Here is a 26,852-nt window from a genome sequence, read left to right as displayed (position 1 = left end):
CTCAGCAAGGAAACCAGACCGCCCGCCAGCCCTTGCGGGTATGCCTCGAACAGGGATGCATCATGCTGAATCCGACACCGGGACGTCTCCGAAATGCCGCGCTGGCTGTGGCATTGGCAGCGCTCGCTGGCTGCAGCGATCCTGCCCCTGCGCCGCCGACCGTGGCGCCGCTTGATGCCGCGCAGGCCGCCGCACGTACGCAGGTGCCGCTGACACGGCCCGTGGCGCTGGACAAACCGGGTGTGATCGCGGATCTGGAGTTTGATCTGCCACCGCCGGGACCCTCTGCGGATTCGACGCTGATCGTAGGGGTCAGGATCGAAGAGCAGAAGGCCAAGGCCATGCTCGCTCGTTCTGGCATGATCGCGAAAGGCGGGCTTCCCGCAAGGATCAGGCTGCAGAATCTGAGCGGCACGCATCTATCGGACATCATGCTTACGCGGATTGGCGATGATCTGAACGAACGAGTCCCTTTAGGTCCCGACGGTCTTACGCCCGGTGTGCGGCAGGAGAGCGTAAATGGCGCAATGTTGCGGGACGTTGGACTGATCAAGCCGGGGACCATCTACAACGTCCTTGCATTCGGATTCGCGGTAGCTCCTCCGCCCGGGAGATATCAGCTGAGTGTTGAGTTGCTGGAGAAGCGACCCCAGCTGAAGGGCCAGCAGGCCGAACTGGTCATCGCCTATAACGGGAAGTCGAAATAGTCATGGACAAGAACCAGCCCTATACCGTGACCATCTACGTAGCTGCCCCAGGAACAAAGCTGCTCGATCCGAAGCAGCCGGATGTCGTTCGAGGAACTTCGATGACAGGCCACATGTACCTGGAGACGGCGCACGGCAATGATCGAGCAAGTGCCGGCTGGCAGCCGGACGGCCCCATCCCGGGTGGCGGCTTCTCTGGGGCTCCTGTCACAAGCGATGTGCGTACCTACGCCGATCCCTACTACGCCCGAACGATCGAGGTGACACAGGAGCAGTTCGACAAGATACGGGAGTTCTCGGCTTCCCCTCAGGAGCATGGATTCGATCCTTCGTATAACGCTTTCACGAACAGCTGCGCCGATTTCGCATGGGGCGCTCTGAACCACGCAGGACTTCACGCAAATGTGGGTCCTGTTTCCTTCGAAAAATTCGAGGGCGTCATGCAGCCCACGAAGAACATCCCCGCCATCGAAAGCATCAAGGCGCCGTTCCCGGAGAGCGACCTGAACAAGGTCGAGCGCAACCCGATGCCGGAACGCGACTGGAAGCAGTTCCTGCTGTCCGACAACGACCGCGCAATGATGGACCAGGTGAGCCGCGGCGTGGCGTCTCTGGATGCTGCCCACGGGCGCACCCCCGACGAAACCAGCGAGCGCATGTGCGGCAGCCTTTTCTGCCTGGCCAAGGAGAATGGCCTGTCCCGCGTGGACCACGTGCTGCTCAGCCAAGCCAATGAGCAGGGTCATGCCGGCACCAATGTGTTCGTGGTTCAGGGCGATCCATCAGACCCTGCCCACCTGCGTGCCAGCATGCCCACGGCGGTCGCTGCGCAGACGCCGGTAAGTGAATCGATGGAGCAGGCGCAGCAGATCAGCCAGTCACAGCAGCAGGTGGCCGTGCAGGAACAGAGCCAGGTGCAGGAACAGCAGGCGGTAGTGCAGCGGATGGGGTGATCCTGTAGAGCCAACTGGAAGCGACAACGTTTGCCCTGTCGGGGACAGCCCTGCAGAAGCCAGTTCCGATAGCTCTATTTTTCGCCCTTGCCGGTCTTGCTGAAGCGCCCGGAGACCCATGGGACGCACACCAGCGCGGCCAACGTCAGCAGGATCAGTAGGCCGTATAGGTACGGCGCGTACGGTTGGAGCTGGGGAGCGCGAGAGGCCCACGTGGCACCGATACCGACCGCGATCATCGAGATGATCAGGACGGCGAACAATCCAGCCGGTGATGTTCGGCGGTTTCCGGAAGCCAAGGCGTATCTCCAAGGGAACTGATGGGCCTAATGTAAGCCATGAATCGACTTTCATCACGGCTGCGCCTCAGCGCTGTGGCATGAAGCGCGACGCTCATCACCCTCCGCTGAGTCGCTTCCCTTATGCTCGGCAAGACAGGACACCTACCCCGCCCGTCCTACAGCGACGGCACACCACGTATAGGTATGCATCATGCTGACATCGGCACCAGGCCGCCTTCGAACTACGGCGCTCTTTGTCGCACTGGCCGCCCTTGCTGCCTGCAGTGGATCAGCGCCCGATGCACCTGATGTGGCGCCGCTTGATGCCGCGCAGGCCGCCGCACGCACGCAGGTGCCGCTGACGCGGCCCGTGGCGCTGGACAAGCCGGGTGTGATCGCGGATCTGGAGTTTGATCTGCCGCCGCCGGGGGAACTGGCGTGGTCGTCGCTGATTATCGGGGTACGAATCGAGGGAACGGAGGTGAAATCCTTCATTGCCTACTCTGACCTGATCGTCCGCGGCGGTCTGCCGGCTCGGGTCCATCTTCAGCGTATCGAGGGTGAGCAGAGGAATGATGTTCCACTGCTGCGTATTGGGCCTGATCTGCGGGAGCGCATCGCCATTGGCGAAGACGGATTCACGCCCGGTGTCAGGGCGGCGGGTCTGGACGGGACGATGCTGTACGAGGCGGGTTTGGAGCGCGAGGGGATGCTATCTGACGTCCTTTCGTTTGCCCGTGCTTCGGCGCCCGCACCCGGCAGGTATCACCTGCGCGTGGAACTTCTGGAGCCGAGACCCCTGTTGCAGGGGAAACCTGCCGAGTTGATCATCGGCTACAACGCAAGAGCGAAGTGAGTAATGGACCAGAGCGATCGCTACACCGTAACCATCTACGCTGCCGCGCCCGGTACGCCGCTGATTAATCCCGAGCGTCCGGATGCGCCGCGCGAGACGTCGTTGACGGGCCACATGTACCTTGAGGTGTCCCACGGCGAAGAGGCTCGCAGCATGGGCTGGCAGCCGGGTCTCCGTACGCCGGACGGTTACCTCGGGAAGGTCTCTCCTGACGACGTGGCGAGCTACGCAGATCCTTATTACGCACGCACCATCGAGATCACGCAGGAGCAGTACGAGAAGCTTCAGGCGTTTGGCAGGGCGCCTACCCGCTTCGGCTTCGACCCGAAATACGACGCCTTCTCCAACGGCTGCACCGATTTCACCTGGGGTGCGTTGAACCATGCCGGACTGCACATGCAGGTCGGGCCGATCCCGATCGAGCGACACGAGGGCGCACTGAAGCCCTTGAACAACATCCCCGCCATCGAAAGCATCAAGGCGCCGTTCCCGGAGAGCGATCTGAACAAGGTCGAGCGCAACCCGATGCCCGAACGCAACTGGAAGCAGTTCCTGCTGTCCGACAATGACCGCGCAATGATGGACCAGGTGAACCGCAGCGTGGCGTCTCTGGATGCTGCCCACGGGCGCGCTGCGGACGAAACCAGTGAGCGCATGTGCGGCAGCCTGTTCTGCCTGGCCAAGGAGAATGGCCTGTCCCGCGTGGACCACGTGCTGCTCAGCCAAGCCAATGAGCAGGGCCACGCCGGCACCAATGTGTTCGTGGTCCAGGGCGATCCATCAGATCCTGCCCACCTGCGTGCCAGCATGCCCACGGCGGTCGCTGCGCAGACGCCGGTAAGTGAATCGATGGAGCAGGCGCAGCAGATCAGCCATTCGCAGCAGCAGGTGGCCGTGCAGGAACAGAGCCAGGTGCAGCAACAGCAGGCGGCCGTGCAGCGGATGGGGTGAGCGGGCCGCGCCTTTCGGCTGTCGCTACGCGTTCTATCGCACCTCATACCGCTCGATCAGTGCATGCACCCCATCTTCCATGTGCTTCCAATCTTTGAGCCACGACCGCTGGTAGCTCATCTGGATGAACAGCTTGCGGCCTGGATCGATGAAATAGTGGATGCAGTTGGCGAGCTGGGCGGCATCGCTCGGTGCAGGATCGCCAGCGGGCTGACCGCCGGATACTGGCAGGGCGGTACGCGTTCGGTCGCAGGAAATGAACGTGCCAACCCGACCATTGGCGGCACGCGCGATGTACCAGTCGGGCTCGAAGGCCGGCAAGCGCGGCAGCGCTTTTCCGTAGCGGGTAAGGTAGTCGCGCGCATAAGCGTCCATCAGCTGCTCATCGATGGTGGACGGTGAAAGCCCCCACTGTTCGGGCTGTTGCACCCGCAGCTCCAGGCGCTCGCGAGGATCACGGCGCTCCAGCGATCCGACCACACTGCGATCGTCATTGACCAGCTTGCGTTCCAGCATCGCGTTCACCGTGATGGCCTCGGGTGATTCGATGGTGATGGGCACATCGTGCAGCATCGCCTGCATGCTTGACTCGCCCCGCGTGCGAATGCCTTCGGTGCGCGGCGTCATAGAGGGTGCCAGCAGGCTCAACTCCACCGGTCCGCGTGGGGGCGGCCCGTCGGGTCCATCAAGCTCGATCAATGGCCAGCGGTAGACGTGCGCGCCGAGGGTTACCTCGGCGGTGCCAGGCGGGCTTGCCGCATAGGTCATGGGACTCAATCCAGCCACCAGGATCGGGGCGAGCAGCAGGCAGGAACTGACCGATGGTGTAGCCATGAAGAATCTCCGCTCAGGTTGGGCGGTCGGACTATGGTCATCCCTGCATGGACGGGAACCTGACTGATCGTCTGGCGAGCCGGAAGCGGGTGGGGAGCGTCGCAGTCGCCATTGGCCTTGCGCGAGCGGCTGTGCGGATGCCGCGAGCAGGGAGCTGGGTTACCATGTCATCCTCAGCCAGCCTGCCCACGCCGTCGTCGTGTGGCCGGCCGCTTCGGTGTTTCTGCACTGCATACGCGGCCGCGCGAGCCAAGGATCTCTCCTGACTCACACAAGGACGCTGGAATGAATTCGACCTTCTCCAAGACTCCGGGCATGGCCCGGCGCTGCACCGTCGCTGCTCTGGCCGTGGCGATTGCCATCGGCATGGCCGCACCCGCCGCCTACGCCGCCACGCCGACCGCCAGCAGTGCCGCCGCCGTACAGCGCAATGCCGTGGCGCAGGGCCTCTACGAGCTGGCCTACAGCGCCAGGCAGAACGCGGTGTATGTGGCCTCCTCCGGTGGCTTTGGTGATGGCGCCGGCCCGGCCCAGGTGCTGAAGCTGGAGCCGGACACGCTGGCCGTGCAGGCCACCATCCCGCTCGAGCGCAAGGGCTTCGGCGTGGTGCTGGACGATGCCAACGACCGCCTGTATGTGGGCAACACCGTGGACACGTCGGTGACGGTGGTCGACACCGCGCAGGGCAAGGCGATCGGCATCGTGCAGCTGATGGAAAAGAAGGTCGGCAAGGACGGCAAGGCCAGCTACACCCATGACCTGCGCGAGCTCGTGGTGGACGGCGCCAACCATCGCCTGTACGTCACCGGGCACTCCGGCGAGGGCAGCGTGTTGTTCGCGGTGGATACGCAGTCGTTGAAGCTGCTGGATACCATTCCCGGCCTGGGCAATGCAAAGGCCCCGGGCCTGGCGCTGGACGCGGCCAGCAAGCGCGTTTACACCAGCAACCTGCTCGGCGAAGTGGTAGTGGTGGGCACCGATACCGGCAAGGTGGAACAGCGCTACAAGGTCACCGCCGAGCAGCCGATGAACATCGCACTGGATCCGGCTGGCCCGCGCCTTTTCATCACCGACCAGGGATCGGAGATGATCCGCAAGTACCAGGGCAGCAGCATCGAAGGCTTCGCGTCCACGCACCCCGGCAAGCGCGTGCTGGTACTGGACCGCAGCACCGGCAAGGAACTGGCCAGCATCCCGGCCGACGCCGGCACCCTGGGCATCCTGCTGGACGCACCGCGCAAGCGCCTGTACGTGACCAACCGCGAAGCCGGCACCGTGACCGGCTACGACAGTGACAGCTACCAGAAGATCGGCGAGTGGTCGGTGCCCACGCACCCGAACAGCCTGGCACTGGATGCCAGGAACAACGTGCTGTACGTAAGCATCAAGAACGGCGACAAGGAAGAAAAAGGCGCGCAGGAAAGCGTAGCGCGCATCGCCCTGTAACCCGGTAGTGACGGCCGTTGGCCGTCAGGCTTCCGCGCGTGATGCTCGAAGAGGGGTGGGTGACGACCGTTGGTCGTCACTTATTCCGGATCCCACAACGGCAACGGCCGCATCATACTTCGCGCGAAGTGTCCGAAAAAGAAAGCCAGCTACGGGTAGACTTCAACGGACAGCTCAAGTGACAGCTCGGCCAGACGCTTAATATCGGCCCCTGTGAGCGTGAAACCGCTTGATCCTTCAACAAAAACACCCACGTAGAGTTCGCTGCGTCCGCCTGTACTAGCGATCTGGCGGAATGCGTCCTCTTTCCCATCCAGCTGATCGAGTAGCGGCGCGAGTGCTTCCGTGAAATCGCCGAAGCCCTCCCTTACCATGTCAAAACAGCAATAGCTTGTTGGATAGAATCCGTCGAGAAGCTCTCCTGATGGATTCGCTCTCCTTGATCCTACGCTGCAAGCTATTTCCGGCTGCAATCCAATTTTCTGAATAAGGGCGTCGGCGGACATGGCGGGATGCCATGTACGTAGAGAAATTGAGAAAGATTCATTATTCATCGTCCACCCGGTAAGTAAGGGCCATAGTGGCCGTGATTTTCGTCTTCTCCACCAATGCCGCCGGTCCAGACACTCCCATCCGGGTCAATCCCAGTCCAAGTCCTAGCACCAGCGCGAATGGGCCGCCCCAGATGGTCGTTGCGGATGTTGATCACGTTGCCGTTGCGCACCCGGTATCAACGGTCACAACGGGTGGGTGACGACCGTTGGTCGTCACTGATCCCTCCGGCGCCCGTTCAGCAGCTTGTACACCTCACCCTCACCATAGAGGGGCCCTCATTGATCCTTGATGGATCAACTGCGTGAATCGCCGCATCTGATCTCTGAATAGTTCGCATGCAGGTGAGCGGCAACCGGCCAGCATAGCGAAAGGAAAGCTGCCAGTGAGAATGCGACGACAAGCCAGTCCTTCGCGACTGTACCTAGAACTATCGGAACGCCTAAGACGGCAACTGAAATGTGGACGTAAACTATGAGTAAAACGTATCTCCCGTAGTACACTTCCGAAACAATTTTCTCACCGCAGGCCGAGCAACTCGTGACCTGGGATCGATTGATCGCCAACAATACGCCGAACCGCTGCTTACGTGTTCCGCACGACGGGCAGGTGGTTTTGAAAAGCGAACTCATTGGCAGATATCCTCACCGACAACACTGCAGGAGTAATTGCATCTGGCGGTCGACTGGCAGCTAACGGTCATGCTGCGTGCACCGCTGGGCGCTGCACCATGGTGGTCTAGCCCCCACGCCTATTGAGAAAGTTAACCAGAGAGAGAACCGAGAGAAGAAGGGAAAAGAAGCCCAGATAGCCTAGTAAGTAGTGCCGGAAGAACAGTTCCTCTCCTTCCACAACCTTGACGGCCATCACTGCGGCGCATACGGCGAAGATTGCGAAAGTCACCATCGCGTTTACGAGATGAATGCTGTTCTTATTCACTGCTATCACCTTCATGTGCAGGTCTGGGGCTGTGTGAAGTTGAAGCTGTCGATCCAGCCACCTACGGATAGAACTCTGGAGTCACCCGTCTTGCGCTGACGCTATGTACGGCTTGCGCTTCCAGGCCTATTGCTTCGATCAGCTCCTGGGCAGTCATCACTGGATGCCAAGTGGGCAAAGAGATCGAGTGGGTTTCCTCAAGGTGCATCAGAGATCATTGGTTGCCGCTGCGGCCCTATCGTCAGCAAGTTGATGAGCCCGGTAGTGACGGCCGCTGGCCGTCAAGCTGGGGAGCGCGTGCAGGGTGGCCTCTCAAGATCACTTGGCCAAAAAAGGTGCGGTAGATGGTAGTAGCCGCTACGAGCCCAAACAGCGCGGCAGCAATGCCCATGGCGTCTTCGGCCACCAGAGGAACGTCGTAAGCCAATTTGTAAGCAAAGCTGAGAGCGACGTTGATGGGAAGTAAGCTCATTCCAACTATTGCCATCCAAAATACAATTTTTAGAAAGCGTCTCCTGATCATATGGTAGGCATTGCTCTAGGGCTCCAATTAGATAGCAATACGGCCGCTGGCAAGGCACGCAATCTCGGCTCCTGCCGATACCTGAATCAGGATCACCGTCCTGGAATCTGCAAAAGTTGAAGCATTTGCGCTGTCGATGTCAAGGAGCTGGCAGGCGCGCTGATACTCAAATGACGTGCTCTTTTCATGGAAAACGGATGCGTCGAGGATGATGTTCTGTAGAGAGAAGCCGTCCACATACAGGTCGACAATGTTCACCAGCACGAGGTCAGCACCCCGCTGGCCTTCAGCGTCGGTCAGGCTCACTGTCAGCGTGTTACTTGATTCGTTCAAGTGCAGCCCCGTGATGCGGTGATCGTGCAAATCACGCATTGGTGTTCTCCAGTCCGGTCATTCATGTGCACTCCAGTTGCGTGCGTTCCCTCGCCCCTAGGTGCGTATGTCGCGTCCCTTGGCCGTGCTTACGGCCTCTATCGCCCGCCAGTGTTGCGCTGCTCTACTCGAAGATATGCTTGTACCAATATCCCCGCCTGTCGCGAAGGAACTCGAACTGAGATCCATCGGAAAAAACGCTGAGCTGCTTCATATCTATCCCATACCTGTAGAACAGGGCGAGAAGTTCACGCAGGTCATACTCGTTCATGGCTGCGGGATTCATCACAATATCTAGGCATCTGCCGCTCCCACGTACCGAATGAACAAAGGTCATGGCTTTCAGCCAAGTGAAAAACGCTGACTCGTCGCCTGGAGAATAAAATACGGTTGCCTCAGCTGTCAGTGTGATCTTTTCGTCTTTCATCTAGTTCTTTCACCGGAAGGATAGGTGTCTGCGCTTGAGAGGCTCCAGCCCATTCGGGAGTTCCCGACCTGTGCCACCGCTCTTTCCTCAAGGTCCACAGCTTGCCCAGTTCGGTCAGGACTAGCGCCGCGACCATGATCTGGACGGAGCCTGTCGTGGACCCGAGGTAACCGAGGAGCGGCACCGAAGGAATGACCAGTGCAATCCGGAACGGTGCCTGTGCAATGGCCAGGTAGCGCCCTGCAGGTCGGTTGCATACAAGCAGATAGCCTGTTGCCAACAACGAAAGCACGATGGCAGTGTGGATGCAGGAGACGACCAGTGGTAGCGAACTTCCGTACCACTGGAATGTCGTCAGGGCGTCTGCAACGTCATCCCAGAGCGGAAACCTGCCGTTCACCACGCTGGCCATCATGAGCAGCACAACGGCGACGAGATCCAGTGCGCCCCACGCACGTGTCCAGAGTGTTGCTCGGTCACTGCGCTTCGTAGCGTCGATCACGTAAGACATCCTCAGACGCCGCCGCTTGTGAGGAAAACGATGAGCACGAGAAGCATCGACTGCAGCGCACAGGAGAGGATGGCAAGGATTATGGGAACCCGTCTCGGCGCAAAAGCAGATAGCAGGTTCAACCCGACAAAGAGACCCGGCGCTATGACGCGGAACTCAAGATCGGTGAGGTACGGATATGGGAAGCTCCTTGCGGCGTCTGGATAGCTGTGCTCGGGTACGATGAAGAAGCCGATGATTCCCAGGGTCAGCACCCCCAGCCATGCAAGCGTCAGCAGGGAGAATGTGAGCCTTCTACGCCCGCCCGCACTGAGACGAGGGGAACGTACGTCGACGCATTCCTCTTTCCAGTTCCATTTCTTCAACTTCAACAGAAGTCCGGGAGCATCTGCCGAAAGGAGGAGCACCAGGAACCCAGACATCATCCAGTACAGATCTGCGTCAATGGACCCGGGCAAGGTGGCGCAACTCGATACCACCTCCCCTGATCCGGCCAGTTCGTAGCACTGCCGCGATAGACGATAGTTCGCCGCCGCGGACAGCTTCCCGTGGATGAGCATGCCGACGCCACAGGCAGACAACGTGCGTATCAGGGCCGGCCGCATTGCGTATCCTTGCAGAATGAGTGGCACGAGGCAGATTGTGTGCCCCAGCAGAAGCTACCAAGCTTCGATTGCTCGTTCGCCGCGCCCCTGCATTGAAAGCCGATTAGTTCCATTCGTCTCGTCCCCCGAGTGATACGCCTGACGCGCACTGCCTTCCACGCTACAGAAGGCGTCAATCCAAACCTGCTTCGGCGCGCCTCCAATGGGTGCTCACGGTGGCAGGGGATGCTGCCGTTCAATTAGTCGAGATACAGCAGGTAGGCGCTCGTCCTGCTCGCGCCTTTTGTCGGGCTGTAAGCATGGATGATTCCAACTCAAGCGCCATCCACGGGTCGGTCGATCGTAGTCTGATGGTGTGGAGGATGATCAACTTCTTGCGAGCCAGGATCTAACGGAGCGAGCGCAAACTTTTAAGTTGACTTGACCTAGAAAAACCAGGAAGAACCCAAACATAATCATTCTAAGTTCGCCGTCTATAGATGCGTCTAATTGCTTGCACACTTCGGCTACTGATTCTCTGCTTGCCTTCTCGACGCATGTTCTCAGGTGCGTGTAGCTTCTTGAGGCGGCGCTGCATGAGCCCAGTGCACAGGCCAGCCCAAGTGCGCGAGCTAGAAATTGAAAATTCTTGGCAAATTTTGTATTCATCATAAAATGCTTATTCGCATTTTTGAATGGAGTCTTCAGAGATGATTTCTCCATCAAAGTCTCTCAATGTGTAATCGACAGAGTACCCGCCCTGCGGTAGGACTTCGCTCCCACGAGGAAAACGTCGCCGCGAGTCAGGCGAAGTCCGTTCACTGTCAGTCTTGGGGCCGTCGGATTTCTTCCGCCATTTCCGTCAAGCCGTGAGCGCGTTCGAATTCCCTTTGCAGTATCCATATCAGGCGATGCGCCCAAGGCTTGGCGTGCCAATGACAACATTGGTCCTGGCACGGTCACGCGCGCGGACATCCACGCTCTCTTTCCAGACTCCATTCGTCTCGTCCCCCGAGTGATACGCATGGCGCGTACTGCGCCTTCCCTGCGCTGTTGAGTGCCTGAATATTATGTGAACTTCTGGCGAACTCCAACCCCGTGTCAGTTTGTCTAGCTTTGAAGGTCGTGAGCAGCGTCAAAAGCGACACATGGAACGGTCGCGCTTGCGTATGAGTGAAATCTGCCAACTCTTCCGCCTCTGATCTAAGGCTTCAGTTGTCCACTTAATACCGGAAGGAGCTATCAGGTTGGGTAGAGCCGACTTCAGGTCGGCTCGGCTGGGAACGTGCGAACCCGCAGCCGCTCCTGTCCCGCATGACGGCCAGCGGCCGTCACTACCGTTCCCGGACAATGGGCTGCTAAGCCATCACCCGCGGCTTGTGCTCGCACCGCGGATACCCCGAGCACGAATGGAAGTCACCGTACTTCCCGGTCTTCTTCACGATGACGCCCGTCCCGCACGCCGGGCACCGACGCTCCTTTACCGGCTGTCCATCCAGCGTGGTGACCTGCACCGCGCCGTCCCGCTCCAGCTCATCCAGGAACGCCGAGCGCTTTCCGGAAACGGTGAACATCGCCACCGACCGCCGGGCACGGGTGAGTGCCACATAGAACAGTCGGCGCTCTTCTCCCAGCGGATACGTATCGCCATCGGGCATCGCCAGCGACAGCACGTCATCGTCCGCGCGCAGGTTGGGGAAGGCGCGGTCCAGCAGCGCCGGCAGGATCACCACGTCCGCCTCCATGCCCTTGCTGCGGTGGGCGGTTAGAAAGCTGACCTCCAGTGTCGCGCCGAAGCGTGCGCGCCAGTTGCCGGGCAGGTAGGCGCGGTCGGCGTTGTAGCGGCCCAGCACGAACACGCTGAGCTTGCCGTCGCGGCCCGCCGGCATCGCACCGCACAGCTTCGCTTCGTGCAGCTGCTGCAGGTACTGGCTTACGGCATCGGTGAGCTGATCACGCGCGGCGACCTGGAACCCCTGCAGCACCGGCCCATGGCTCGGGGTGCTGGACCATACGCGCTTGCGGATCTGCGCCGGGTTGGCGCTGATGAAGCGGCTGGAGACATCGCACAGGGCCTGCGGGCAGCGGAAGGTCTGCTCCAGTCGCAGCACCTGTCCATGACCAAACCATTCGTTGAAGCGGGTCATCACCGAGACGTCGGCACCGGCGAAGCGGTTGATCGACTGCCAGTCGTCACCCACCGCGAAGAAGTACGTGCCCGGCTGCTGCACCAGCGCACGGCACAGGCGTGCCCGTGCCCGTGATGCATCCTGGAATTCGTCCGCCATCACCAGCGTATAAGGCGCTGCATGGCGGCCTTGTTCCAGATGCTCGGCGGCCTGGTTGAGCATGTCCTCGAAGTCGATGGCGTGCTCGGCATCCAGTGCATCGTCCCAGGCCTGTAGTACCGGTCCGGCGATCTCCAGGAAGCGACGGTAGCGCTCCTTGAACTGGTCCTCGGGCAGGTCGCGCAGCCGCGCGGCCATGTCATCCAGGCCCAGGCAGTTGCTCTTGGCATGGCTGATGAAGGTGCGCATCAGGCTGATCAGCTCGGCGTCGGGCATCGGCTTCTGGCCGTCGTCCGGGATGTCGCGGTCCGGATTGGGATCCACCGCCACGCCACCGGCGGCGAGTGCCTGCTCGAGGTCTTCGAACGCCCAGCCCATGCGCAGGTCGTACGAGCTGGTATGCAGATGGCGGCCGTCCTTGTGCGGGAGCGGATCGGTGTCCGCGCCGCCATGCCGATGATGCAGTCCGGCATCGGGGTAATGGAACTGCGTGGACTGTGCGTGGAAGGCGTCCTCGCCGGCGTCGAAGCGCTGGCTGCGGTCGTACGCATAGCGCACGCCGTTGTAGAACAGCCAATCGGCCAGGATGCAGTCTTCCACGCTGCGCACGCGCTCGCCCTGCAGGGTGCGCACGTAGCCGCTGCCGTCCTTGTCCCAGCCGTCGGCATCCATCGCGCCGCCCTGCGCCGGCAGGTCGCGGCCGAACACCAGCCGGAACATGTCCCAGCGCGTGCGGAAGGCGTGCGAGCGGTCCTTCAGCTGGTCGATCAGGTCGGCCAGCCGATGCAGGCCGAGGCTGGCATCCACCGCCCAGTCGGGCACCTGCGGACGGCGTCCGGTGACGCTGGCGATGATCGCCAGGCCTAGCGCGTGGAACGTGCGCGCCTGCACCACGCCCTCGCCCATGCCGAGGCGGGCGAACGCGCGATCGGTGCGCTGCTGCAGTTCGCCGGCCGCTTCCTTGTTGAAGGCCAGCATGACGATCTGGCGGGGATCGGCGTAACCGCGCTGGATGGCATAGGCGGCCTTGGCCACCATGGTGGAGGTCTTGCCGGATCCGGCAGCGGCGACGACCTGCACGCGGTTGTCGAAGCAGATCACCGCGTGCGCCTGTTCGTCGGTGAGCGGGCGGCTTTCCACGCGGTCCAGCAGGGCGCGCGATGCGCTGCGTTCGGCGGCGAGGATCTGCGCGTTGACGGCGTCGCAGGCGGCGCTCCAGTCCTGTTCCCACAGCTCCAGTTCGATCAGCGCCGATTCGCGTTCGTCTTCATCCAGCGGCAGGCCGGTGTCATGGAACAGGGCGTGCAGGGCAGCGGACGCCATGTCCAGCGCGGGGCGCGCATCCAGCAGCGCCTGCAGGTCGTCGTGGCTGATCCAGTGCCGTTGCGCGCGGCGTTCAGTCAGCAGTTCCTCCGCTTCGCCATTCCATTGGCGCATCAGGTCAAGGATATGCAGGAAGACGGGGCCGCGCTCGCGCTGGTCCTGCGCCTGTTCGGCCGTGTGCAGGGCCTTGGTGAGGGTGCTGGCGTCGGCGTGGGACAGGCCGTCCAGGGTGATGGTCGGGCCTTCGCGGCGCTGTACCACCACGCTGGCCCACAGCAGGCCGCGCTTCACGGTCAATCGCGCATCGAAGCCGAGGGTGAGCCGGTGGATGGCGTCGCCGAGGTGGATCACCACGTCCTCGCCGTCCAGGTGCAGTTCCCATGCGGCAGAGCGGGGCAGGGCGAGGGCCAGGCGCGAAGGTGTCCAGTGCTGCGTCATGCGTACTGCGGTCCTGCGGGATCGGTGTTTCAACGGTGTTGTCATGATAGGGCAGCGTGGGGGCATGCGCGCGATGCGGGCCATCCGGGGCGCCGAACCGCGCCGTGCAGGCCATGTCACGACCGCGCCGCGATCTTTCACGACGAGCCAAGCCCCGGCCCCTTAGCGTTGACCCTCCTTCCCCTTCCATGGAGTTGCCATGACTGCGTCCCGCGTCCGTCTGCACGTTGAAGATTCCGGTGGCACTGGCCGCCCGGTTGTCCTGATCCACGGCTGGCCGTTGTCGGCTGAATCCTGGAAGGCCCAGGTGCCGGTGCTGCGCGATGCCGGCTACCGGGTGATCGCCTATGACCGTCGCGGCTTCGGCCGTTCGGACAAGCCGGCTGACGGCTACGAGTACGACACGTTGGCCGCTGACCTGGCCGGTGTCATCGAAGACCTGGACCTGAAGGATGTCTCGCTGGTCGGCTTTTCGATGGGCGGTGGCGAGGTGGCGCGTTACATCGCCAACCACGGTGAGGAGCGCCTGCACAGCGTGGTGTTCGCCGCTGCGGTGCCGCCGTACTTGCTGAAGACCAGTGACAACCCGGACGGCCCGCTGACCCAGGAAGCCGCCGATGAGATGGCCGGCGCCTTGGCCAAGGACCGTGAAGCCTTCTTCGATGACTTCACCAAGAAGTTCTTCAGTGCCAATGGCAAGCTGAAGGTGACCGAGGCACAGCGTCTGGAAGCGGTGGCGCTGGCCCACCAGTCCGACCAGACTGCTGCACTGGGTTGCCAGAAGGCCTTCGGTACCACGGACTTCCGCGAGGACCTGAAGAAGGTCACCGTGCCGACGTTGGTGCTGCACGGTGACAGCGATGGCACGGTGCCGTTCGAAGGCTCCGGCAAGCGTACCCACGAGGCGATCGCGGGCAGCGAAGTAGTGGTGCTGAAGGATGCGCCGCACGGCTGCAATGTCAGCCATGCCGATGATTTCAACCTGACCCTGCTGAACTTCCTCAAGAAGTAAGCTGCGCCAGTTGCCTGCAACGACGCCCGGCTGCCCTGCCGGGCGTTGTTGCGTCCACGCTACGGGAATCTTTCATGCGCAAGTCGACCACGCCGCCCTGGAAAAAGCCCAATCCCAAGGGGCAGGCATCGCGCCCGCTGACTGACGCGCAGAAGGCGGACGCGCGGCAGCGGGCGGAGGAGAACGGGCGACCGTATCCGAACCTGGTGGACAACATGTGGGCGGCCAAACAGCGGTAGAGTCACGGGCTGCTCGACTACCCGTGCGCCGTGGCCCCGATGACCTTGATGACCTCACGTTTCTTTGCGTTGCTGTTGCTTGCCATCGCCGGTGTCGGCCATGCGGCCGGGATCGACCGCCGTATCGCGGTCACCATCGATGACCTGCCATGGGCGCGGCTGGACGAGATCCAGCCGGCGGACCTGCAGGCGCGCCATCAGGCGTTGCTGGGCCAGTTGAAGCAGGCGAACGTGCCAGTGGTCGGCTTCGTCAACGAGAACAAGCTGGAAGTGGACGGCGTGGTGCAGCCGCAGCGGGTGCAGATGCTGCGCGACTGGCTGGATGCGGGCTATGCGCTGGGCAACCATACGTGGTCACACATGGATTTGAATGCCGAGGGCGTGGAGGCGTTCCAGCAGGATTTCCTGCGCGGTGAGCGGGTGCTGCGCCCGCTGCTGGCCGAGCGCGGGCAGGTGCCGACGTGGATGCGCCACCCGTACCTGCGCGCCGGCCGCACGGCGGAAGACCGTGCGCGCATGGACGTGTTCTTGGCCGAACATGGCTACCGCATCGCGCCGGTCACGGTGGACAACGGAGAATGGGTATGGGCCTTCGCCTATGCCAATGTGCTCAACGAGCAGGCCGACACGCCGGCGCGCGAGGCCCTGCTGCGGCAGCTGCGCCGCGGCTACGTGCCGTACATGTTGAACAAGCTGGATTACTACGAGGCGCAGTCGGTGGCGCTGCTGGGCTATGCGCTGCCGCAGGTATGGCTGATGCATGCCAACGAGCTCAACGCGGCGACCTTCGCCGAGCTGGTGGCGGCGACGCAGCGGCGTGGTTATCGCTTCGTCAGCCTGGACGAGGCGATGCAGGATGCTGCGTACGCGCGCGGCACCACCGGGTATGACGGCCGCTACGGGCCGAGCTGGCTGCACCGCTGGGCGATGGCCGAGAAGCAGCCGAAGACCTTCTACGCGGGTGAGCCGGAAGTGCCGGCGTGGGTGAAGACGTTGGCGAAGGTAAATTACGAGTAACCGCCGAGCCGGGCAGCGTGGCTCTGGTAGCGCCGAGCCACGCTCGGCGAGCGCGCAGCGCGGCATGTGTCAGGCATCGCGTTGACGGCACGAAGAGCCGCCGCGCATGGCGCGGCGCTACCGGGATGCAGCATCAGGACGCCACCGCCACGCTGTCCTTCGCCGCGCTCAGCGCCTTGTCCGCGCGCAGGAACACCGCCGACGTAGGCTCGCCGCTGTCGGTGCCCGCGCTGCCCATCAGCAGCGATGCGCCCAGCGTGTGGCGCAGGTCCTGGGCCACCTTCTGCAGCGCGGCCAGCGTATCGGCGTCCTGCTCCACGCCCAGCACCGCGATGAACTCGCCACTGCCGGTGACCCGGTTGATGCTGTCGCCGCGTGCGGGCTGCAGGCACTGCTCCAGCTGCTGATCCAACTGCTGCAGCTGGCGTTCCAGTGCGCGTTCGCCCAGCCGCGCCGACAGCGCATCCAGATCCTGCAGCTCCAGGATCACCACCGAATACCGGCCCGCCGTTTCCGGTGCCGAGCCCGCTTCGATCTCCAGGCCCTGGTTGAGGATTTCCGCCACTGCCTGTTCGCGCTCGCGGCTGCGCGCTTCCATCAGCGCCATCGTCAGCCGCGCCAGCGCCTTCAACGCCTCGCGCTGGGTTTCGTTGAGCTCGCGCGGGTTCAGGTCGACCACGCACACGCTGCCCACCGCAGCGCCGTCGTCGGTGACCAGCGGCATGCCCGCGTAGAACCGCGCACCCATTTCCTTCAGCACGGGGTTGTCGGCGAAGCGCGCGTCCTGCTGCAGGTCGCCGATCTCCATCAGGTGTTCGGGCTGGCGGATGGCATGGTCGCAGACGGCGACGTTGCGCTCGGTCTGGTGGCCCTCCACGCCGGTGCGCGCCTTGAACCACTGGCGGTCGCGATCGATCAGGGTAACCAGCGCCATCGGCGTGCCGCACACCGCCGCCGCGACCTTGACGATGTCTTCGTAGGCCGGTTCGGGCAGGCTGCCGACGATGTGCAGCGCGTCCAGCGCGCGCTGGCGTTCGGCTTCATCGGCGGGCTGGGCATGGGCGTCGGTCATGGCGTGCTCTGTAGCGATGGTGTCCTGCCAAGATTACGGCAGGATCCGACAGCGAGGTTAACGCGGCCCAAGCGGGATGCGGCGCAAGCGTGTTCGTGATCGGCCGCAGGGACCGCGGAAGCCTTGATGGACAGCGACGCCGGCTGACGCAGGTGGCACGTGCTGATCGGTTTTCGGCGTGCAGACGCACCGCGATCCTAGAGTAGGCGGCTGTTGGCGCACGACGGCGGAGTCGGGATGCTGCACCGGACGCTGTGGCGATCCATCGTGAAGGGCGGCTGGGTGCTGCTGGCGCTTGCCTGGCCGGTGCTGGTCGGCGCGGCGCATCCATCGGCCTGCAGCGGACTTTCCACGAACCGCATGTTGCCGGATGCGCGGCTGTGCCGCAGCCGCCTGTTGCCCGCCACCAGCGGCACGCCGGCGGAGGGCGTGGCGGCATTGCTGGCAAGCGCCGGCGAGGCGATGCAGGGCGCGCGCGATGCGGAGGCCGAGCGGCTGCTGGACTGTGCCGACGCGGTCGTCGACGACATGGGGAGCGGCGCGGAGGTATTGCGTGCAGCGGTGTCCCGCCAGCGCGGTGTGCTGGACTATCGTCGCGAGCGGTTGCCGCAGGCAATGCGTCGGTTTGAATGTGCCGCCGCGTGGTCGCGGGCGGCCCAGGACACGGACGGTACCGCCCGCGCGCTCAACAACCTGGGCTCGGCGCAGCGTCGGATCGGTGACTTCCGTGGGGCGCTGGGCAGCCTGACCGAAAGCCTTGCGTTGCGGCGTGCGCAGGGAGGGTCGAGCAACGCGGTGCTCAACAACATCGCCGATGTGTACCGGGCGCTGGGTGAACGCGAGACCGCGCTGCGTTACTACCAGCAGGCGTTGCAGGCAAGCCGTGCGACCGGCGACGGCGTCGAAGCAGCACACGTGCTGGAATCGATGGCGGAGGTGACGCTGGACGCCGGGCATCCCGTACAGGCCGCGGCCTGGCTGCGCCAGGCGCTGCACGATTACCAGCAGGCGGGCAACCGGGTGTATGCATTGCGCGTGCACGATGGGCTGATCCGGGTGGCCCTGGCGCAGGGGGATGTGGGCGCCGCGCGCGATTGGCAGGAAGCGGCGCTGGCGCTGGCCCATTCCTGGTCGCTGCCACTGCCGGCGGCCCTGCAGTTGCAGGTGGCCCGCGTGCAGCGGGCAGACGGTCGGCTTGCGCAGGCCAGGATGCAGCTGGAATCGGCATTGGCGGCGCTGGCTGACCGCGACCCGGTGGAAGTGGATCTGCTCAAGGAACTGGCTGCGGTGCAGGGCGCCAGCGGCGAGGTAACGGCGGCGAACGCGACGTTGGAGCGTGCCAACGAACGTGCGCTGGCGCAGGCGCGTGCCCAGCACGACCAACGACTGGACTGGATGCGCGTGCGCTTCGAAGCGGAAGAGGAGCGTCGGCTGCAGGCAGCTGCGCCGCCCTCGCAAGGGCGCGCAGTTGGCCCCGTTGCTGCGCTGCTGGCGATCACGCTGGCGGTGCTGGTCGCGTTCGTGCTGCGGCGTCGCCTGCGTCGCCGGCGTGCGCCAACGTGCCCGACGCCGGTGAAACCGCCGCTGCCAGCTGCGCCCCGGCCGGCGGTCGCACCGCCGCCGCCACCCGAAGCGCCTGTGGGCGTGCCAAGGCAGGCCGATCCGCAGGCGTTCCGCAGCGAGCTGGTGGCGTTGATGCTGGCATCGGTGGAGGCCTGGGAGCGTTGTACCGGCAGCAGCCGGCTGGAGCTGGCAGAGCGCAGCCGGCTGTGGCGGGTGAACGTGGATGACGGGCGCCTGCGCGCACGCGCGCTGGAACGCTACCTGTCCGTGGCGCGGTTGCCGCGGCAGCCGCGATGGCGCAGCGTGGTGCGCACGGCCTACTACGTGCTGGCGCAGTGTCCGGCCCTGGACGCGGCCAGCCGGCAGCAGCTGCAGGCTGGCGTGGACGGGGTGCTGGCCCATGCGCGCAGTACGGCGCTGCAGGCGGAAGCCGGTGCGTGATCAGCGCGACGGGCGCACGCAGACCGCGCAGATGCCCGTGATGCCGTCGTCGATGCGGTAGCGCGCATGGTGGTCCTTGTCGATGAAGCTGGACGGCCCTGAAATAAAGGGCATGGCGTCCTGGCGCGGCGCCACGATCCTGCACCATTCGCCCATTGCGTTGGCGACGGTGTGGAAGTGGTCCTCGCCTTCGAGGATGCCGCACTTGGCCATGACATCGCGGATCTGGCCGCCATCGAACTTGAACGAGGCCACGCGTTCGGGCTTTGCGTTTTCATCCACGCACCAGTCCGCGGGGACGATGTCGTGGGCGACGGCAGTGCGGGCGCAGGCGGTGAGGGCAAGGCACAGCAGGAAGCAGCGGATGGGTGACATGGCAGGAACCTGCGGGGATGGGATGGACGTCCATGCTGGCGCTGGTGGCCGCAGCAGGACAGGACGCGGCCGGGAACAAACCGGGAACGAATCGCGCCAACCCGTTGATTCTTCGAAGCCGGCCCGTGCCAGGGTGAGTCCGTTGCAGCGCCGGGCCCTGCGCCGCAGGAGCCTGCAGGCAACGTCTGCGAAAGCGTCCCGGCGTGGCCCGGTTCGACCCTTGAGCGGCGGCAGGGCGCTGCCTAGCGTGGAGACGGTGCAGCGGACATGGCGTGGCAGCCAAGGCCTGGCGTGGTTCCTGCACCTTCCAACCACTGACTGAAGGATCCACCATGCGTTACAAGACCCTGATCGCGTCCGCCCTGCTGCTGGCCGCTGGCTGCGGCGGCAGTGCATTCGCCGCCGGCAACCCGCAGGACCGCGTCGGCGTGCAGCACAACATGTACCTGGACTGCCTGCGCAGCAACCGCGTACCGATCGAAGACATGCTGGACTACCTGGTCGGCCAGTGCGGCTACAAGCCGGAGATGTCGATGGAGCAGTTCCGCAAGACCTTCGAATGGACCTACGATCTGGATCCGACGCTGCCGCTGGCCAAGCACATGGACCCGTACCGCACGCAGTTCAGCGAACGCGAGTACCGCTTCTTCCAGCGCATCGACGAAGTGAACGCCAAGGCCGGCAGCCTGGAGAACGCGGCGGCGCTGTACGAGCGGCTGGAGCAGGAAGCGGTGGCCACCCTCGACCCGCGTTCGAAGGGTGCGGCCAACGTGCTGGCCAGCCTGAGCGTGGGCCGCCATTCGCTGGCCTATTGGACCAAGGTGGAGGGCGAGAGTGGCGCTGCCGGCAATGGCCTGGTGACCACCGCACGCTGGGGCTGGGGCAAGGTGCTGGCGGTGGTGGGGGCCGATATCGCCGGCGCGGCGATCACCACCGGAATGGGGCTGGCACCGGCAGCCGGCGCGGTGGCGGCCGGCGCATCCAACGCGGTGTCGCAGGCGATGTAAGGCCATGCGGACAGGTGTTGGCCAAGCGCCGGCACCTGTGCCGTGGCAGCAACCGGCTCAGCCGCGATAGGTCGCCAGCACGCCGTCCAGCGCGAGTTCGGCCTTGAAACCTGCTTTTTCCAGCCGCTTGGCGACTTCGCGCGGCACATCGCGGCCGCTGGTCAGCTTGTTCGGCGCGCCGGTGTAATGGAACAGCTTGCCACCGCTGCGGATCACCCGTGCAAGCTGGTCGTAGAACACCTGCGAATACAGTTCGCCGGCGATGCCGAAGCGCGGTGGGTCGTGCAGGATGGCGTCCACGCTGTTGCCCGGCAGCGCAGCGATTTCTTCGGACACGTCGCCCTGCGCCAACTGCAGCCGGCCACCGGCACTGTCCGCGTCCGGATCCGGTGACCACGGGTTGAGCGTGCGCAGCCACAGCACGTCCGGGTTCTTTTCGAACGAGCGAACCTGCGCCACGCCGGCATCCAGGCAGCAGGCAGCGAAGTACCCCAGTCCGCCGCAGGTATCGAGTACGGTCTTGCCCGCCGGGGCGATCAGGTCCACCTTGCGGCGCGCATCGTCGAACGGCGACAGCTTGGCGCTGGGCAGCATCTTGATACCGTCTATTTCGAAGGTCGGCGCGCCCCATTCGGTGGGCACCAGCTTGATCAGTGATGCGCTGAAGCGCGAGATCGGCAGGAACTCCTCGCCATCCCAGTAGTACAACGTGCGGTCCTTGACCTTGCCCGGCCACGGGTAGGACTGGCCGCGGAAGACGAAGCCATCCGTAGACAGGCCGACGGCTTCTTCGCTGCGTCCCAGGTCCAGCGAACCGGTCCAGCTGGATACGCCGGCAGCGGCCGCGCGCTGCAGGGCAGTGGCGGATTCGCGGGTCAACAGGGGGCCGGAATAATGGGGCACGGGTGCGGTCGCGTGGCAATCAGGGGCCGCTAGTGTAGGACGCAGCGGCGGATCGCGTTACCGGTGCGGGGCTCAGTGCAGGATCATCGACACCAGGAACAGCGCCAGCGGCACTGCGGAAAAGGCCGCACCGGCCAGTGCCAGCCACGGCCAGCGCTCATCGCGCACGCGCGAGGCCAGCACCGCGCAGAATCCACACATGGCCGCGGCCAACACGCCCACGGCGGTTGCGCTGTTGCCGCTGGCACCCAGCGCGCGGGCCGCCTGTTCGACCAGCACGCCGATCACCATGCCCAGCCAGCTGCACAGCCCGAACCAGGGCACCACGCCGCGTTTGATCGCACGTCCTCTTGCTGACATTGCCTGCGCTCCGTTGCCTGCACGGCCAGATGGCCGCCGCCTACAGTAACCGCTTGCTCAGCACTGGCGGTGACGACGGCGCGCGTTCCACAGGTGGGTGGCCGCCAGCAGCAGGCTGCCGGCCACCGTAACCACCGTTTCGCTGTCGTGGCTGGGGAGCTCCAGCGCGCCCGCCAGCAGCAGGGCCAACCCGGCTGCAGCGGCCAGCCAGGTCGGCGCCGGCAGCGGGTGCTGGCGGTGGGCGCGCCACAGCGCGAAGCCGGTGATCGGCAGCGCGATGGCCACGAACACGGCGTGCACCCACTCCGCTTCGGCCCAGGCGCCGAACAGCGGAAGCGCAGCGGCCAGCAGCGGCAGGGCCAGGCAATGCAGCAGGCACAGGCTGGACAGGGCGACGGCGCTGGCGTCGAGCAGGGCGGCTTGGCTGGATTTCATCGAATGCGGATCAGGAACGTGGTGTTACATAGTAACACTATGCGCGTGGGCGTCCTTTCACCACGGCCGCAGCGTCCAGTCGGTTTCGTTCATCAGCAGCACGTGGGTGGGCTGCATGGCCTGCAGCAGTGCCGGGTCATGGCTGGCCATGACCAGCGTGCCGGTGAACTGGCCGAGCAGGGTTTCCAGTGCATGCAGCGCGTCCAGGTCCAGCGCGTTGCCGGGTTCGTCCAGCAGCAGCAGGCCCGGGGCGGGGTCGGCATACAGGGTGCACGCCAGCGCTGCCTTCAGCCGTTCGCCGGCGCTCAACGTGGCGCTGGGCCGTTCGATGCGCGCGGCATCCAGGCCCAGCAGGGCCAGCCGGGTGCGCAGGTCGGCCACCGGTATGGCCGGGCAGGCCGCCTGCAGCGTCGCCAGCGCGCTGCTGCCCGCGTGCAGCGTGGCCAGCGCCTGGTCCAGCAGGGCGGCCGGTACGCCGATGTCACAGCTGCCGGCACGCGGCGCCAGCTGACCGGCCAGCACCCGCAGCAGGGTCGATTTGCCGCTGCCGTTGTCGCCCATCACGGCCAGCCGCTGGCCGCGCTGCAGGATGAGGTCCAGCGGTGCACGGCAGCCGTGCGGCAGCTGCAGGCCCTGCAGCCGCACGACCCGCTGGCTGGCGTGCGGGCTGGGTGGTGCGAAGGCCACCAGCTGGGCGCTGGCGGTGACGCCGGCGCTGGCATCGCGCAGGCGGCCCGCACTGTCGGCAAGGCGCTGCGCCTGCAGCTGCGCAGTGCGACCGGCGCTGGCTTGTGCGCGCTGTTTCTGCAGTCCCAGCAGGATCGGTGCCTGGTTGGCATCGCGTGCGCTGCGGGCACCGCGCGACTGCCGTTGCTGGGCGCGTTCGTGCAGTTCGCGCGCGTGCCGTTGCTGCTGCCGGTGCTGCTGCCGCGCATGGTCCAGCTGCGCCTGCGCGGCGGATTCGTGCACCGCCTTGGCGTGGACGTAATCCGTGTAGCCGCCGCCGAAGCGCTGCAGCCCCTGTGCGTCCAGTTCCACGATGCAGGCCATCTGGCCCAGCAGCTCGCGGTCATGGCTGATCACCAGCAGCCCGCCGCGCCAGCGCTGCAGGGCGTCGCGCAGCTGGGCACGCCGTCGTGCGTCCAGGTGGTTGCTGGGTTCGTCCAGGATCAGCCAGTCCGCGCCACTGGCCCACGCGCCGGACAACGCCACCTGCATCGCCTGCCCACCACTCAGGCGCGCGGCCGGATCTTCCGGTTGCAGGTCGGCGGGCAGTCCGCTGTGCTGCCACTGCAGGCGCAACTGTTCGCGCAGGTCCCAGCGCTCCCCGACGCAGTTGAAATCCTCGTCGTGGACCTGCCCTGCGGCAATCCGGTCCAGCGCATCCAGCACCTCGCCTACGCCGGCCAGGTCGGCCACGCGGCCCTGTGGCAGGCCACTCAGCGCGGGCAGCAGGAACACCCGTCCGCCGCCGTGGCAGCGCCCGGACGTGGGCGGCAGCGTGCCGGCCAGCAGCCGCGCGAGCACGCTCTTGCCGACCCCGTTGGCGCCCACCAGTCCGGTGGCGATGGGGTCGAAGGTGAAGGACAGATCGGAAAACAGCGCGCGCCCATCGGGCAGGCGGAAGGTCACGCGTTCAAGCGTGAGCGGATGCGTGGTCATGCAGACCTCCAACAGATGCCATCGACTCCCCCTGCGCGCAGGGGCGGGAGAAGAATCAGGCCGTCGACGAAGACGGCGGCATCAGTGGCGCATTGGCGTAAGCCTCCAGGTGGATGGGCCCAGTATAAGCGGGCCGCATGAACCGCACGACGACGATCAATGGCCCGCCTGCCGCCGCGTGTTCTGCATGTCTTCGCGTGCCGCGCCGTACAGTTCCTGGCGGCGCCGATGGAAGGCGATGAATTCTTCGCGTGGCAGCGCCTTGGCGAACAGCCAGCCCTGGCCGAACTCCACGTGGCGGCTGTGCAGGTAGGCCAGCTGGTCTTCGGTTTCCACCCCTTCGGCCACCACGAACAGCCCCAGGGTCTTGGCCATGTCGATGATGTGGCCGGTAACCGGGCTGGTGGCGCTGTCGGTGCCGATCGCATCGATGAACGACTTGTCGATCTTCAGTGCATCCAGCGGCAGCTGCTGCAGGTACTGCAGGTTGGAATACCCCACGCCGAAATCATCGATGGCCACCGCGTGCCCGGAATGCCGCGCGGCCGAGATCACGGCGCGGGCCTTTTCGATGTCCATGAAGCCGCGTTCGGTGGCCTCCAGCCAGATCTGCTGGTTGGCGATGCCGGTGCCGGCCAGCTTGGCGGCGATCACCTTCAGCGCGCGGCCGCTGATCATGTCTTCCGGTGCAAGGTTGATGGCGATATGCGCGCTGCGGTCGCCGACCAGCAGGTCGCGCATGTCCACGATCACCCGTTCGATCACTTCATCGGTGATCGCCCCGATCAGTCCGCTGGCTTCGGCCAGGGGAATGAACAGGTCCGGCCGCACCTCGCTGCCATCGGCACGACGCCAGCGCACCAGTGCTTCGGCACCCACGCAGATCCCGGTTTCCAGTTCGATGATCGGCTGGTAGACCACGTACAGTTCGTTGCGGCGGATCGCATGGCTCAGTTCGCCCTTCAGCGAATAACGCCGCCGCGACAGCCCCAGGGTGCCGGCCATCGCCGCCGCGCCCAGCAGCAGGCTGACCGGCACCAGCAGCCAGGCCTGCTGCAGGAAGATCCCGCTGATGCCGGTGCGTGGCGTGGTCACCACCGCCAGCCACGCTTCGCTGCGTGCACTGGCGAACAGCAGCGTGCCGTCATCACCGGTGCGTGGGTCGCGCAGCAGCGATTGCAGCAGCGCCTGGTCGGGCAGCGACTGCTGGGCGATCAGCCGGCCATCCGGGGTGGCGATGGCGATGCGGATGTCGCGCGCGCCGATCAGGTCGACGAAGTGGTATGGGTCCGTCAACGCTTCGTAATCGTCCAACCGCAGGGACAACATGCATCGCCCGTACGGTGCGCGCGGTTCAAGGTCCAGCTGCAGGATGGCGCCATCGGCGGTGGTGTGGTCGGGCTGGCTGGGCGCGGGCACGTCGACCGGACGGCCCCACGAGGTGCAGCGCACGCGGCCCTGCTGGAAGTAGCTGATCTGGTCCACCGACGAGGTGGTGACCACCCGGGTCTGCATCAGCTGGATGTGCTCGGGGCTGCAGGGCGCCAGCGGGCTGTGCTGCATGGCCTGCAGCGCGGACAACGCCTGCTGGTAGGAGCGGTCGGCGCGCTCCAGGGCGCGTTCTGCGGTCTCGCGCAGCTGGGCCTGTGCGGTGTTGGCGGCGTGGTGCCAGCTGAGCCAGGTCATCATCGCCAACGGCAACGCAGCGGCGAGCAGGCCCACCAGGGCCATCAGCAGCTGCATGCGGATGCGATTCATCGACGGCTCCGTGTCCGGGGGCAAGGCGTTCGGCCGCGCGCTGCCTGCCGGCGTGCCTTGCCCAACAGCGTAGCTGAACGCTGTGCTGGATGGGGGCGCGGCCGGCGCGGGCGCCCCACGCGTGGACCGCCTGCTACGCAGGGCAGCGGCGCAGGCGGCCAGAAACGTCAGCCGGCGTCTTCACCGGGGATTCCGCGCCCGCGGCACACCATGCCGCCGACCTCCCTGCCGATGCTCCTGCCGATGCGCGTGCCCGCCTGCTTCTGTGTACTGTTGCTGGCCGTGGCCTGGGGGTCGGCGCAGGCGCGCACGGTGTACCGCTGCGTGCAGGGCAACACGGTCAGCATGGCGACCGCGCCGGAGCCGGGATCGCGCTGCACGGCAAAGGAAATCGATGACAGCGCGGTGCAGGCGCCCAACCTGTGGGGGAACATGGGGGTGTTCAGCGGCACCCTGTACGAACGCGAGCAGGACGGCAGGCTGGTCTATTCCACCCGCAACCTGCCCGGATCGCGGGTGTACCTGAAGTTCACCGTGGCCACCCCGCCGGGGGAGCCTGCGCATGCCGGGCTGGGCCGCGTCGGCGCCGCGCAGCTGGCACCGCATGCGAAACAGTTCAAGGCGGCGGCCAAGGCCACCGGCGTGGAAGACGCCTGGCTGCGCGCGATCGCCCATGCAGAGAGCGGCTTCGATGCGGCCGCGGTGTCGCCGAAGGGCGCGCAGGGGGTGATGCAGCTGATGCCCGATACCGCCAGCGACTACGGCGTGCAGGACCCGCTGTCGGCCGCGCAGTCCATTGACGGCGGCGCCCGCCACATGCGCGCCCTGCTGCGGCGCTACAAGGGCGACCACGTGCTGGCGGCAGCCGCCTACAACGCGGGCATCGGCGCGGTGAGCCGCTACAACGGCGTGCCGCCGTATGCCGAAACGCTGGCCTACGTGGAGAAAGTGATGGCCTTGTACGCGCGTTACCGCGAGGCGATGGGCATCCGCAGCGAAGTGCCCGCGCGCTGAGCCTGCCGC

26 protein-coding genes are annotated in these 26,852 nt (G+C 65.0%); 11 read left to right on the top strand and 15 right to left on the bottom strand.

Annotation, left to right across the window (positions count from 1 at the left end):
* The first annotated feature begins 62 nt into the window (after nt 1-62).
* From ABB28_RS03995 to ABB28_RS03975, 4 genes are all read left to right on the top strand, one after another.
* Nucleotides 63-707, top strand: coding sequence for a hypothetical protein (locus ABB28_RS03995; RefSeq protein WP_152983384.1), 645 nt, complete (start codon nt 63-65; stop codon nt 705-707).
* 2 nt (nt 708-709) lie between these two features.
* Complete coding sequence (locus ABB28_RS17945; RefSeq protein WP_152983383.1) at nt 710-1,660, top strand: XVIPCD domain-containing protein; 951 nt, start codon at nt 710-712, stop codon at nt 1,658-1,660.
* A 492-nt stretch (nt 1,661-2,152) separates the two neighbouring features.
* Nucleotides 2,153-2,797 (top strand): hypothetical protein, encoded by a 645-nt coding sequence (locus ABB28_RS03980; RefSeq protein ID WP_152983382.1) that lies wholly within the window; start codon nt 2,153-2,155, stop codon nt 2,795-2,797.
* A gap of 3 nt (nt 2,798-2,800) precedes the next feature.
* Nucleotides 2,801-3,748, top strand: coding sequence for an XVIPCD domain-containing protein (locus ABB28_RS03975; RefSeq protein WP_057507385.1), 948 nt, complete (start codon nt 2,801-2,803; stop codon nt 3,746-3,748).
* Between the two features lie 33 nt (nt 3,749-3,781).
* Here ABB28_RS03975 and ABB28_RS03970 read toward each other — a convergent pair whose 3' ends face one another.
* A complete protein-coding gene (locus ABB28_RS03970) occupies nt 3,782-4,516 on the bottom strand; it encodes a hypothetical protein (RefSeq protein WP_152983381.1) in 735 nt (244 codons plus the stop codon).
* 351 nt (nt 4,517-4,867) lie between these two features.
* Here ABB28_RS03970 and ABB28_RS03965 point away from each other — a divergent pair, with 351 nt between their 5' ends.
* A complete protein-coding gene (locus ABB28_RS03965; RefSeq protein ID WP_245625275.1) occupies nt 4,868-6,028 on the top strand; it encodes a YncE family protein in 1,161 nt (386 codons plus the stop codon).
* Between the two features lie 149 nt (nt 6,029-6,177).
* On the opposite strand, the gene ABB28_RS17685 is transcribed toward ABB28_RS03965, so the two are convergent.
* From ABB28_RS17685 to ABB28_RS03935, 7 genes are all read right to left on the bottom strand, one after another.
* The gene (locus tag ABB28_RS17685) at nt 6,178-6,534 is read right to left on the bottom strand and encodes a DUF4279 domain-containing protein (protein ID WP_161809851.1); all 357 of its coding nucleotides are present in this window, start codon (nt 6,532-6,534) and stop codon (nt 6,178-6,180) included.
* A 784-nt stretch (nt 6,535-7,318) separates the two neighbouring features.
* Nucleotides 7,319-7,519 (bottom strand): hypothetical protein, encoded by a 201-nt coding sequence (locus ABB28_RS03955; RefSeq protein ID WP_152983380.1) that lies wholly within the window; start codon nt 7,517-7,519, stop codon nt 7,319-7,321.
* Nucleotides 7,520-8,069: 550 nt separating this feature from the next.
* On the bottom strand, nt 8,070-8,414 hold the full coding sequence (locus ABB28_RS03950; RefSeq protein WP_057507381.1) for a hypothetical protein: 345 nt from the start codon (nt 8,412-8,414) through the stop codon (nt 8,070-8,072).
* Nucleotides 8,415-8,538: 124 nt separating this feature from the next.
* A complete protein-coding gene (locus ABB28_RS17940) occupies nt 8,539-8,841 on the bottom strand; it encodes a hypothetical protein (protein ID WP_148049467.1) in 303 nt (100 codons plus the stop codon).
* A complete protein-coding gene (locus tag ABB28_RS03945; RefSeq protein ID WP_148049468.1) occupies nt 8,810-9,343 on the bottom strand; it encodes a hypothetical protein in 534 nt (177 codons plus the stop codon). The genes ABB28_RS17940 and ABB28_RS03945 overlap by 32 nt, the downstream gene beginning before the upstream one ends.
* An 11-nt stretch (nt 9,344-9,354) precedes the next feature.
* Nucleotides 9,355-9,957, bottom strand: a complete 603-nt coding sequence (locus ABB28_RS03940) for a hypothetical protein (protein WP_057507379.1) — start codon at nt 9,955-9,957, stop codon at nt 9,355-9,357.
* 1,337 nt (nt 9,958-11,294) lie between these two features.
* Nucleotides 11,295-13,985, bottom strand: coding sequence for a UvrD-helicase domain-containing protein (locus ABB28_RS03935; protein WP_057507378.1), 2,691 nt, complete (start codon nt 13,983-13,985; stop codon nt 11,295-11,297).
* Between the two features lie 199 nt (nt 13,986-14,184).
* Here ABB28_RS03935 and ABB28_RS03930 point away from each other — a divergent pair, with 199 nt between their 5' ends.
* From ABB28_RS03930 to ABB28_RS03925, 3 genes are all read left to right on the top strand, one after another.
* Nucleotides 14,185-14,997 carry an alpha/beta fold hydrolase gene (locus ABB28_RS03930; RefSeq protein ID WP_057507377.1) on the top strand — a complete coding sequence of 271 codons (813 nt, stop codon included), beginning with the start codon at nt 14,185-14,187 and terminating at the stop codon, nt 14,995-14,997.
* A 74-nt stretch (nt 14,998-15,071) separates the two neighbouring features.
* Nucleotides 15,072-15,236 carry a hypothetical protein gene (locus tag ABB28_RS18165; protein ID WP_170183997.1) on the top strand — a complete coding sequence of 55 codons (165 nt, stop codon included), beginning with the start codon at nt 15,072-15,074 and terminating at the stop codon, nt 15,234-15,236.
* A 48-nt stretch (nt 15,237-15,284) separates the two neighbouring features.
* Complete coding sequence (locus ABB28_RS03925; protein WP_057507376.1) at nt 15,285-16,253, top strand: polysaccharide deacetylase family protein; 969 nt, start codon at nt 15,285-15,287, stop codon at nt 16,251-16,253.
* A 133-nt stretch (nt 16,254-16,386) separates the two neighbouring features.
* Here ABB28_RS03925 and ABB28_RS03920 read toward each other — a convergent pair whose 3' ends face one another.
* On the bottom strand, nt 16,387-17,325 hold the full coding sequence (locus ABB28_RS03920) for a GAF domain-containing protein (RefSeq protein WP_057507375.1): 939 nt from the start codon (nt 17,323-17,325) through the stop codon (nt 16,387-16,389).
* Nucleotides 17,326-17,562: 237 nt separating this feature from the next.
* On the opposite strand from ABB28_RS03920, the gene ABB28_RS03915 reads away from it, so the two are divergent.
* Nucleotides 17,563-19,329: a tetratricopeptide repeat protein gene (locus ABB28_RS03915; RefSeq protein WP_057507374.1), complete on the top strand. Its 1,767-nt coding sequence runs from the start codon at nt 17,563-17,565 to the stop codon at nt 19,327-19,329.
* On the opposite strand, the gene ABB28_RS03910 is transcribed toward ABB28_RS03915, so the two are convergent.
* A complete protein-coding gene (locus ABB28_RS03910) occupies nt 19,330-19,704 on the bottom strand; it encodes a hypothetical protein (protein WP_057507373.1) in 375 nt (124 codons plus the stop codon).
* A gap of 332 nt (nt 19,705-20,036) precedes the next feature.
* Between ABB28_RS03910 and ABB28_RS03905 the strand changes: the two genes are divergently transcribed.
* Complete coding sequence (locus ABB28_RS03905) at nt 20,037-20,711, top strand: hypothetical protein (RefSeq protein WP_057507372.1); 675 nt, start codon at nt 20,037-20,039, stop codon at nt 20,709-20,711.
* 57 nt (nt 20,712-20,768) lie between these two features.
* Here ABB28_RS03905 and ABB28_RS03900 read toward each other — a convergent pair whose 3' ends face one another.
* The 5 genes from ABB28_RS03900 to ABB28_RS03880 form a co-directional block, all read right to left on the bottom strand.
* Complete coding sequence (locus ABB28_RS03900) at nt 20,769-21,614, bottom strand: class I SAM-dependent methyltransferase (protein WP_057507371.1); 846 nt, start codon at nt 21,612-21,614, stop codon at nt 20,769-20,771.
* Nucleotides 21,615-21,686: 72 nt separating this feature from the next.
* Nucleotides 21,687-21,974, bottom strand: a complete 288-nt coding sequence (locus tag ABB28_RS03895; protein WP_245625274.1) for a hypothetical protein — start codon at nt 21,972-21,974, stop codon at nt 21,687-21,689.
* 57 nt (nt 21,975-22,031) lie between these two features.
* A complete protein-coding gene (locus ABB28_RS03890) occupies nt 22,032-22,409 on the bottom strand; it encodes a MerC domain-containing protein (protein WP_057507370.1) in 378 nt (125 codons plus the stop codon).
* A gap of 57 nt (nt 22,410-22,466) precedes the next feature.
* Nucleotides 22,467-24,071: an ATP-binding cassette domain-containing protein gene (locus tag ABB28_RS03885; RefSeq protein WP_057507369.1), complete on the bottom strand. Its 1,605-nt coding sequence runs from the start codon at nt 24,069-24,071 to the stop codon at nt 22,467-22,469.
* Nucleotides 24,072-24,227: 156 nt separating this feature from the next.
* Nucleotides 24,228-25,829 (bottom strand): EAL domain-containing protein, encoded by a 1,602-nt coding sequence (locus tag ABB28_RS03880; RefSeq protein ID WP_057507368.1) that lies wholly within the window; start codon nt 25,827-25,829, stop codon nt 24,228-24,230.
* A gap of 243 nt (nt 25,830-26,072) precedes the next feature.
* Between ABB28_RS03880 and ABB28_RS03875 the strand changes: the two genes are divergently transcribed.
* Nucleotides 26,073-26,843, top strand: coding sequence for a lytic transglycosylase domain-containing protein (locus tag ABB28_RS03875; protein WP_057507401.1), 771 nt, complete (start codon nt 26,073-26,075; stop codon nt 26,841-26,843).
* Nucleotides 26,844-26,852: the final 9 nt, after the last annotated feature.

The organism is Stenotrophomonas chelatiphaga, assembly GCF_001431535.1.
Classification (GTDB): domain Bacteria; phylum Pseudomonadota; class Gammaproteobacteria; order Xanthomonadales; family Xanthomonadaceae; genus Stenotrophomonas; species Stenotrophomonas chelatiphaga.
This window is presented reverse-complemented; position numbering and strand designations above follow the sequence as displayed.

Bases quoted from the DNA above. Each gene is read 5' to 3' on its own strand.
- ABB28_RS03995 (WP_152983384.1), top strand. From the start codon at position 63: ATGCTGAATCCGACACCGGGACGTCTCCGAAATGCCGCGCTGGCTGTG.
- ABB28_RS17945 (WP_152983383.1), top strand. From the start codon at position 710: ATGGACAAGAACCAGCCCTATACCGTGACCATCTACGTAGCTGCCCCA.
- ABB28_RS03980 (WP_152983382.1), top strand. From the start codon at position 2,153: ATGCTGACATCGGCACCAGGCCGCCTTCGAACTACGGCGCTCTTTGTC.
- ABB28_RS03975 (WP_057507385.1), top strand. From the start codon at position 2,801: ATGGACCAGAGCGATCGCTACACCGTAACCATCTACGCTGCCGCGCCC.
- ABB28_RS03970 (WP_152983381.1), bottom strand. From the start codon at position 4,516: ATGACCTATGCGGCAAGCCCGCCTGGCACCGCCGAGGTAACCCTCGGC.
- ABB28_RS03965 (WP_245625275.1), top strand. From the start codon at position 4,868: ATGAATTCGACCTTCTCCAAGACTCCGGGCATGGCCCGGCGCTGCACC.
- ABB28_RS17685 (WP_161809851.1), bottom strand. From the start codon at position 6,534: ATGTCCGCCGACGCCCTTATTCAGAAAATTGGATTGCAGCCGGAAATA.
- ABB28_RS03950 (WP_057507381.1), bottom strand. From the start codon at position 8,414: ATGCGTGATTTGCACGATCACCGCATCACGGGGCTGCACTTGAACGAA.
- ABB28_RS17940 (WP_148049467.1), bottom strand. From the start codon at position 8,841: ATGAAAGACGAAAAGATCACACTGACAGCTGAGGCAACCGTATTTTAT.
- ABB28_RS03940 (WP_057507379.1), bottom strand. From the start codon at position 9,957: ATGCGGCCGGCCCTGATACGCACGTTGTCTGCCTGTGGCGTCGGCATG.
- ABB28_RS03935 (WP_057507378.1), bottom strand. From the start codon at position 13,985: ATGACGCAGCACTGGACACCTTCGCGCCTGGCCCTCGCCCTGCCCCGC.
- ABB28_RS03930 (WP_057507377.1), top strand. From the start codon at position 14,185: ATGACTGCGTCCCGCGTCCGTCTGCACGTTGAAGATTCCGGTGGCACT.
- ABB28_RS18165 (WP_170183997.1), top strand. From the start codon at position 15,072: ATGCGCAAGTCGACCACGCCGCCCTGGAAAAAGCCCAATCCCAAGGGG.
- ABB28_RS03925 (WP_057507376.1), top strand. From the start codon at position 15,285: ATGACCTCACGTTTCTTTGCGTTGCTGTTGCTTGCCATCGCCGGTGTC.
- ABB28_RS03920 (WP_057507375.1), bottom strand. From the start codon at position 17,325: ATGACCGACGCCCATGCCCAGCCCGCCGATGAAGCCGAACGCCAGCGC.
- ABB28_RS03915 (WP_057507374.1), top strand. From the start codon at position 17,563: ATGCTGCACCGGACGCTGTGGCGATCCATCGTGAAGGGCGGCTGGGTG.
- ABB28_RS03910 (WP_057507373.1), bottom strand. From the start codon at position 19,704: ATGTCACCCATCCGCTGCTTCCTGCTGTGCCTTGCCCTCACCGCCTGC.
- ABB28_RS03905 (WP_057507372.1), top strand. From the start codon at position 20,037: ATGCGTTACAAGACCCTGATCGCGTCCGCCCTGCTGCTGGCCGCTGGC.
- ABB28_RS03895 (WP_245625274.1), bottom strand. From the start codon at position 21,974: ATGTCAGCAAGAGGACGTGCGATCAAACGCGGCGTGGTGCCCTGGTTC.
- ABB28_RS03890 (WP_057507370.1), bottom strand. From the start codon at position 22,409: ATGAAATCCAGCCAAGCCGCCCTGCTCGACGCCAGCGCCGTCGCCCTG.
- ABB28_RS03885 (WP_057507369.1), bottom strand. From the start codon at position 24,071: ATGACCACGCATCCGCTCACGCTTGAACGCGTGACCTTCCGCCTGCCC.
- ABB28_RS03880 (WP_057507368.1), bottom strand. From the start codon at position 25,829: ATGAATCGCATCCGCATGCAGCTGCTGATGGCCCTGGTGGGCCTGCTC.
- ABB28_RS03875 (WP_057507401.1), top strand. From the start codon at position 26,073: ATGCGCGTGCCCGCCTGCTTCTGTGTACTGTTGCTGGCCGTGGCCTGG.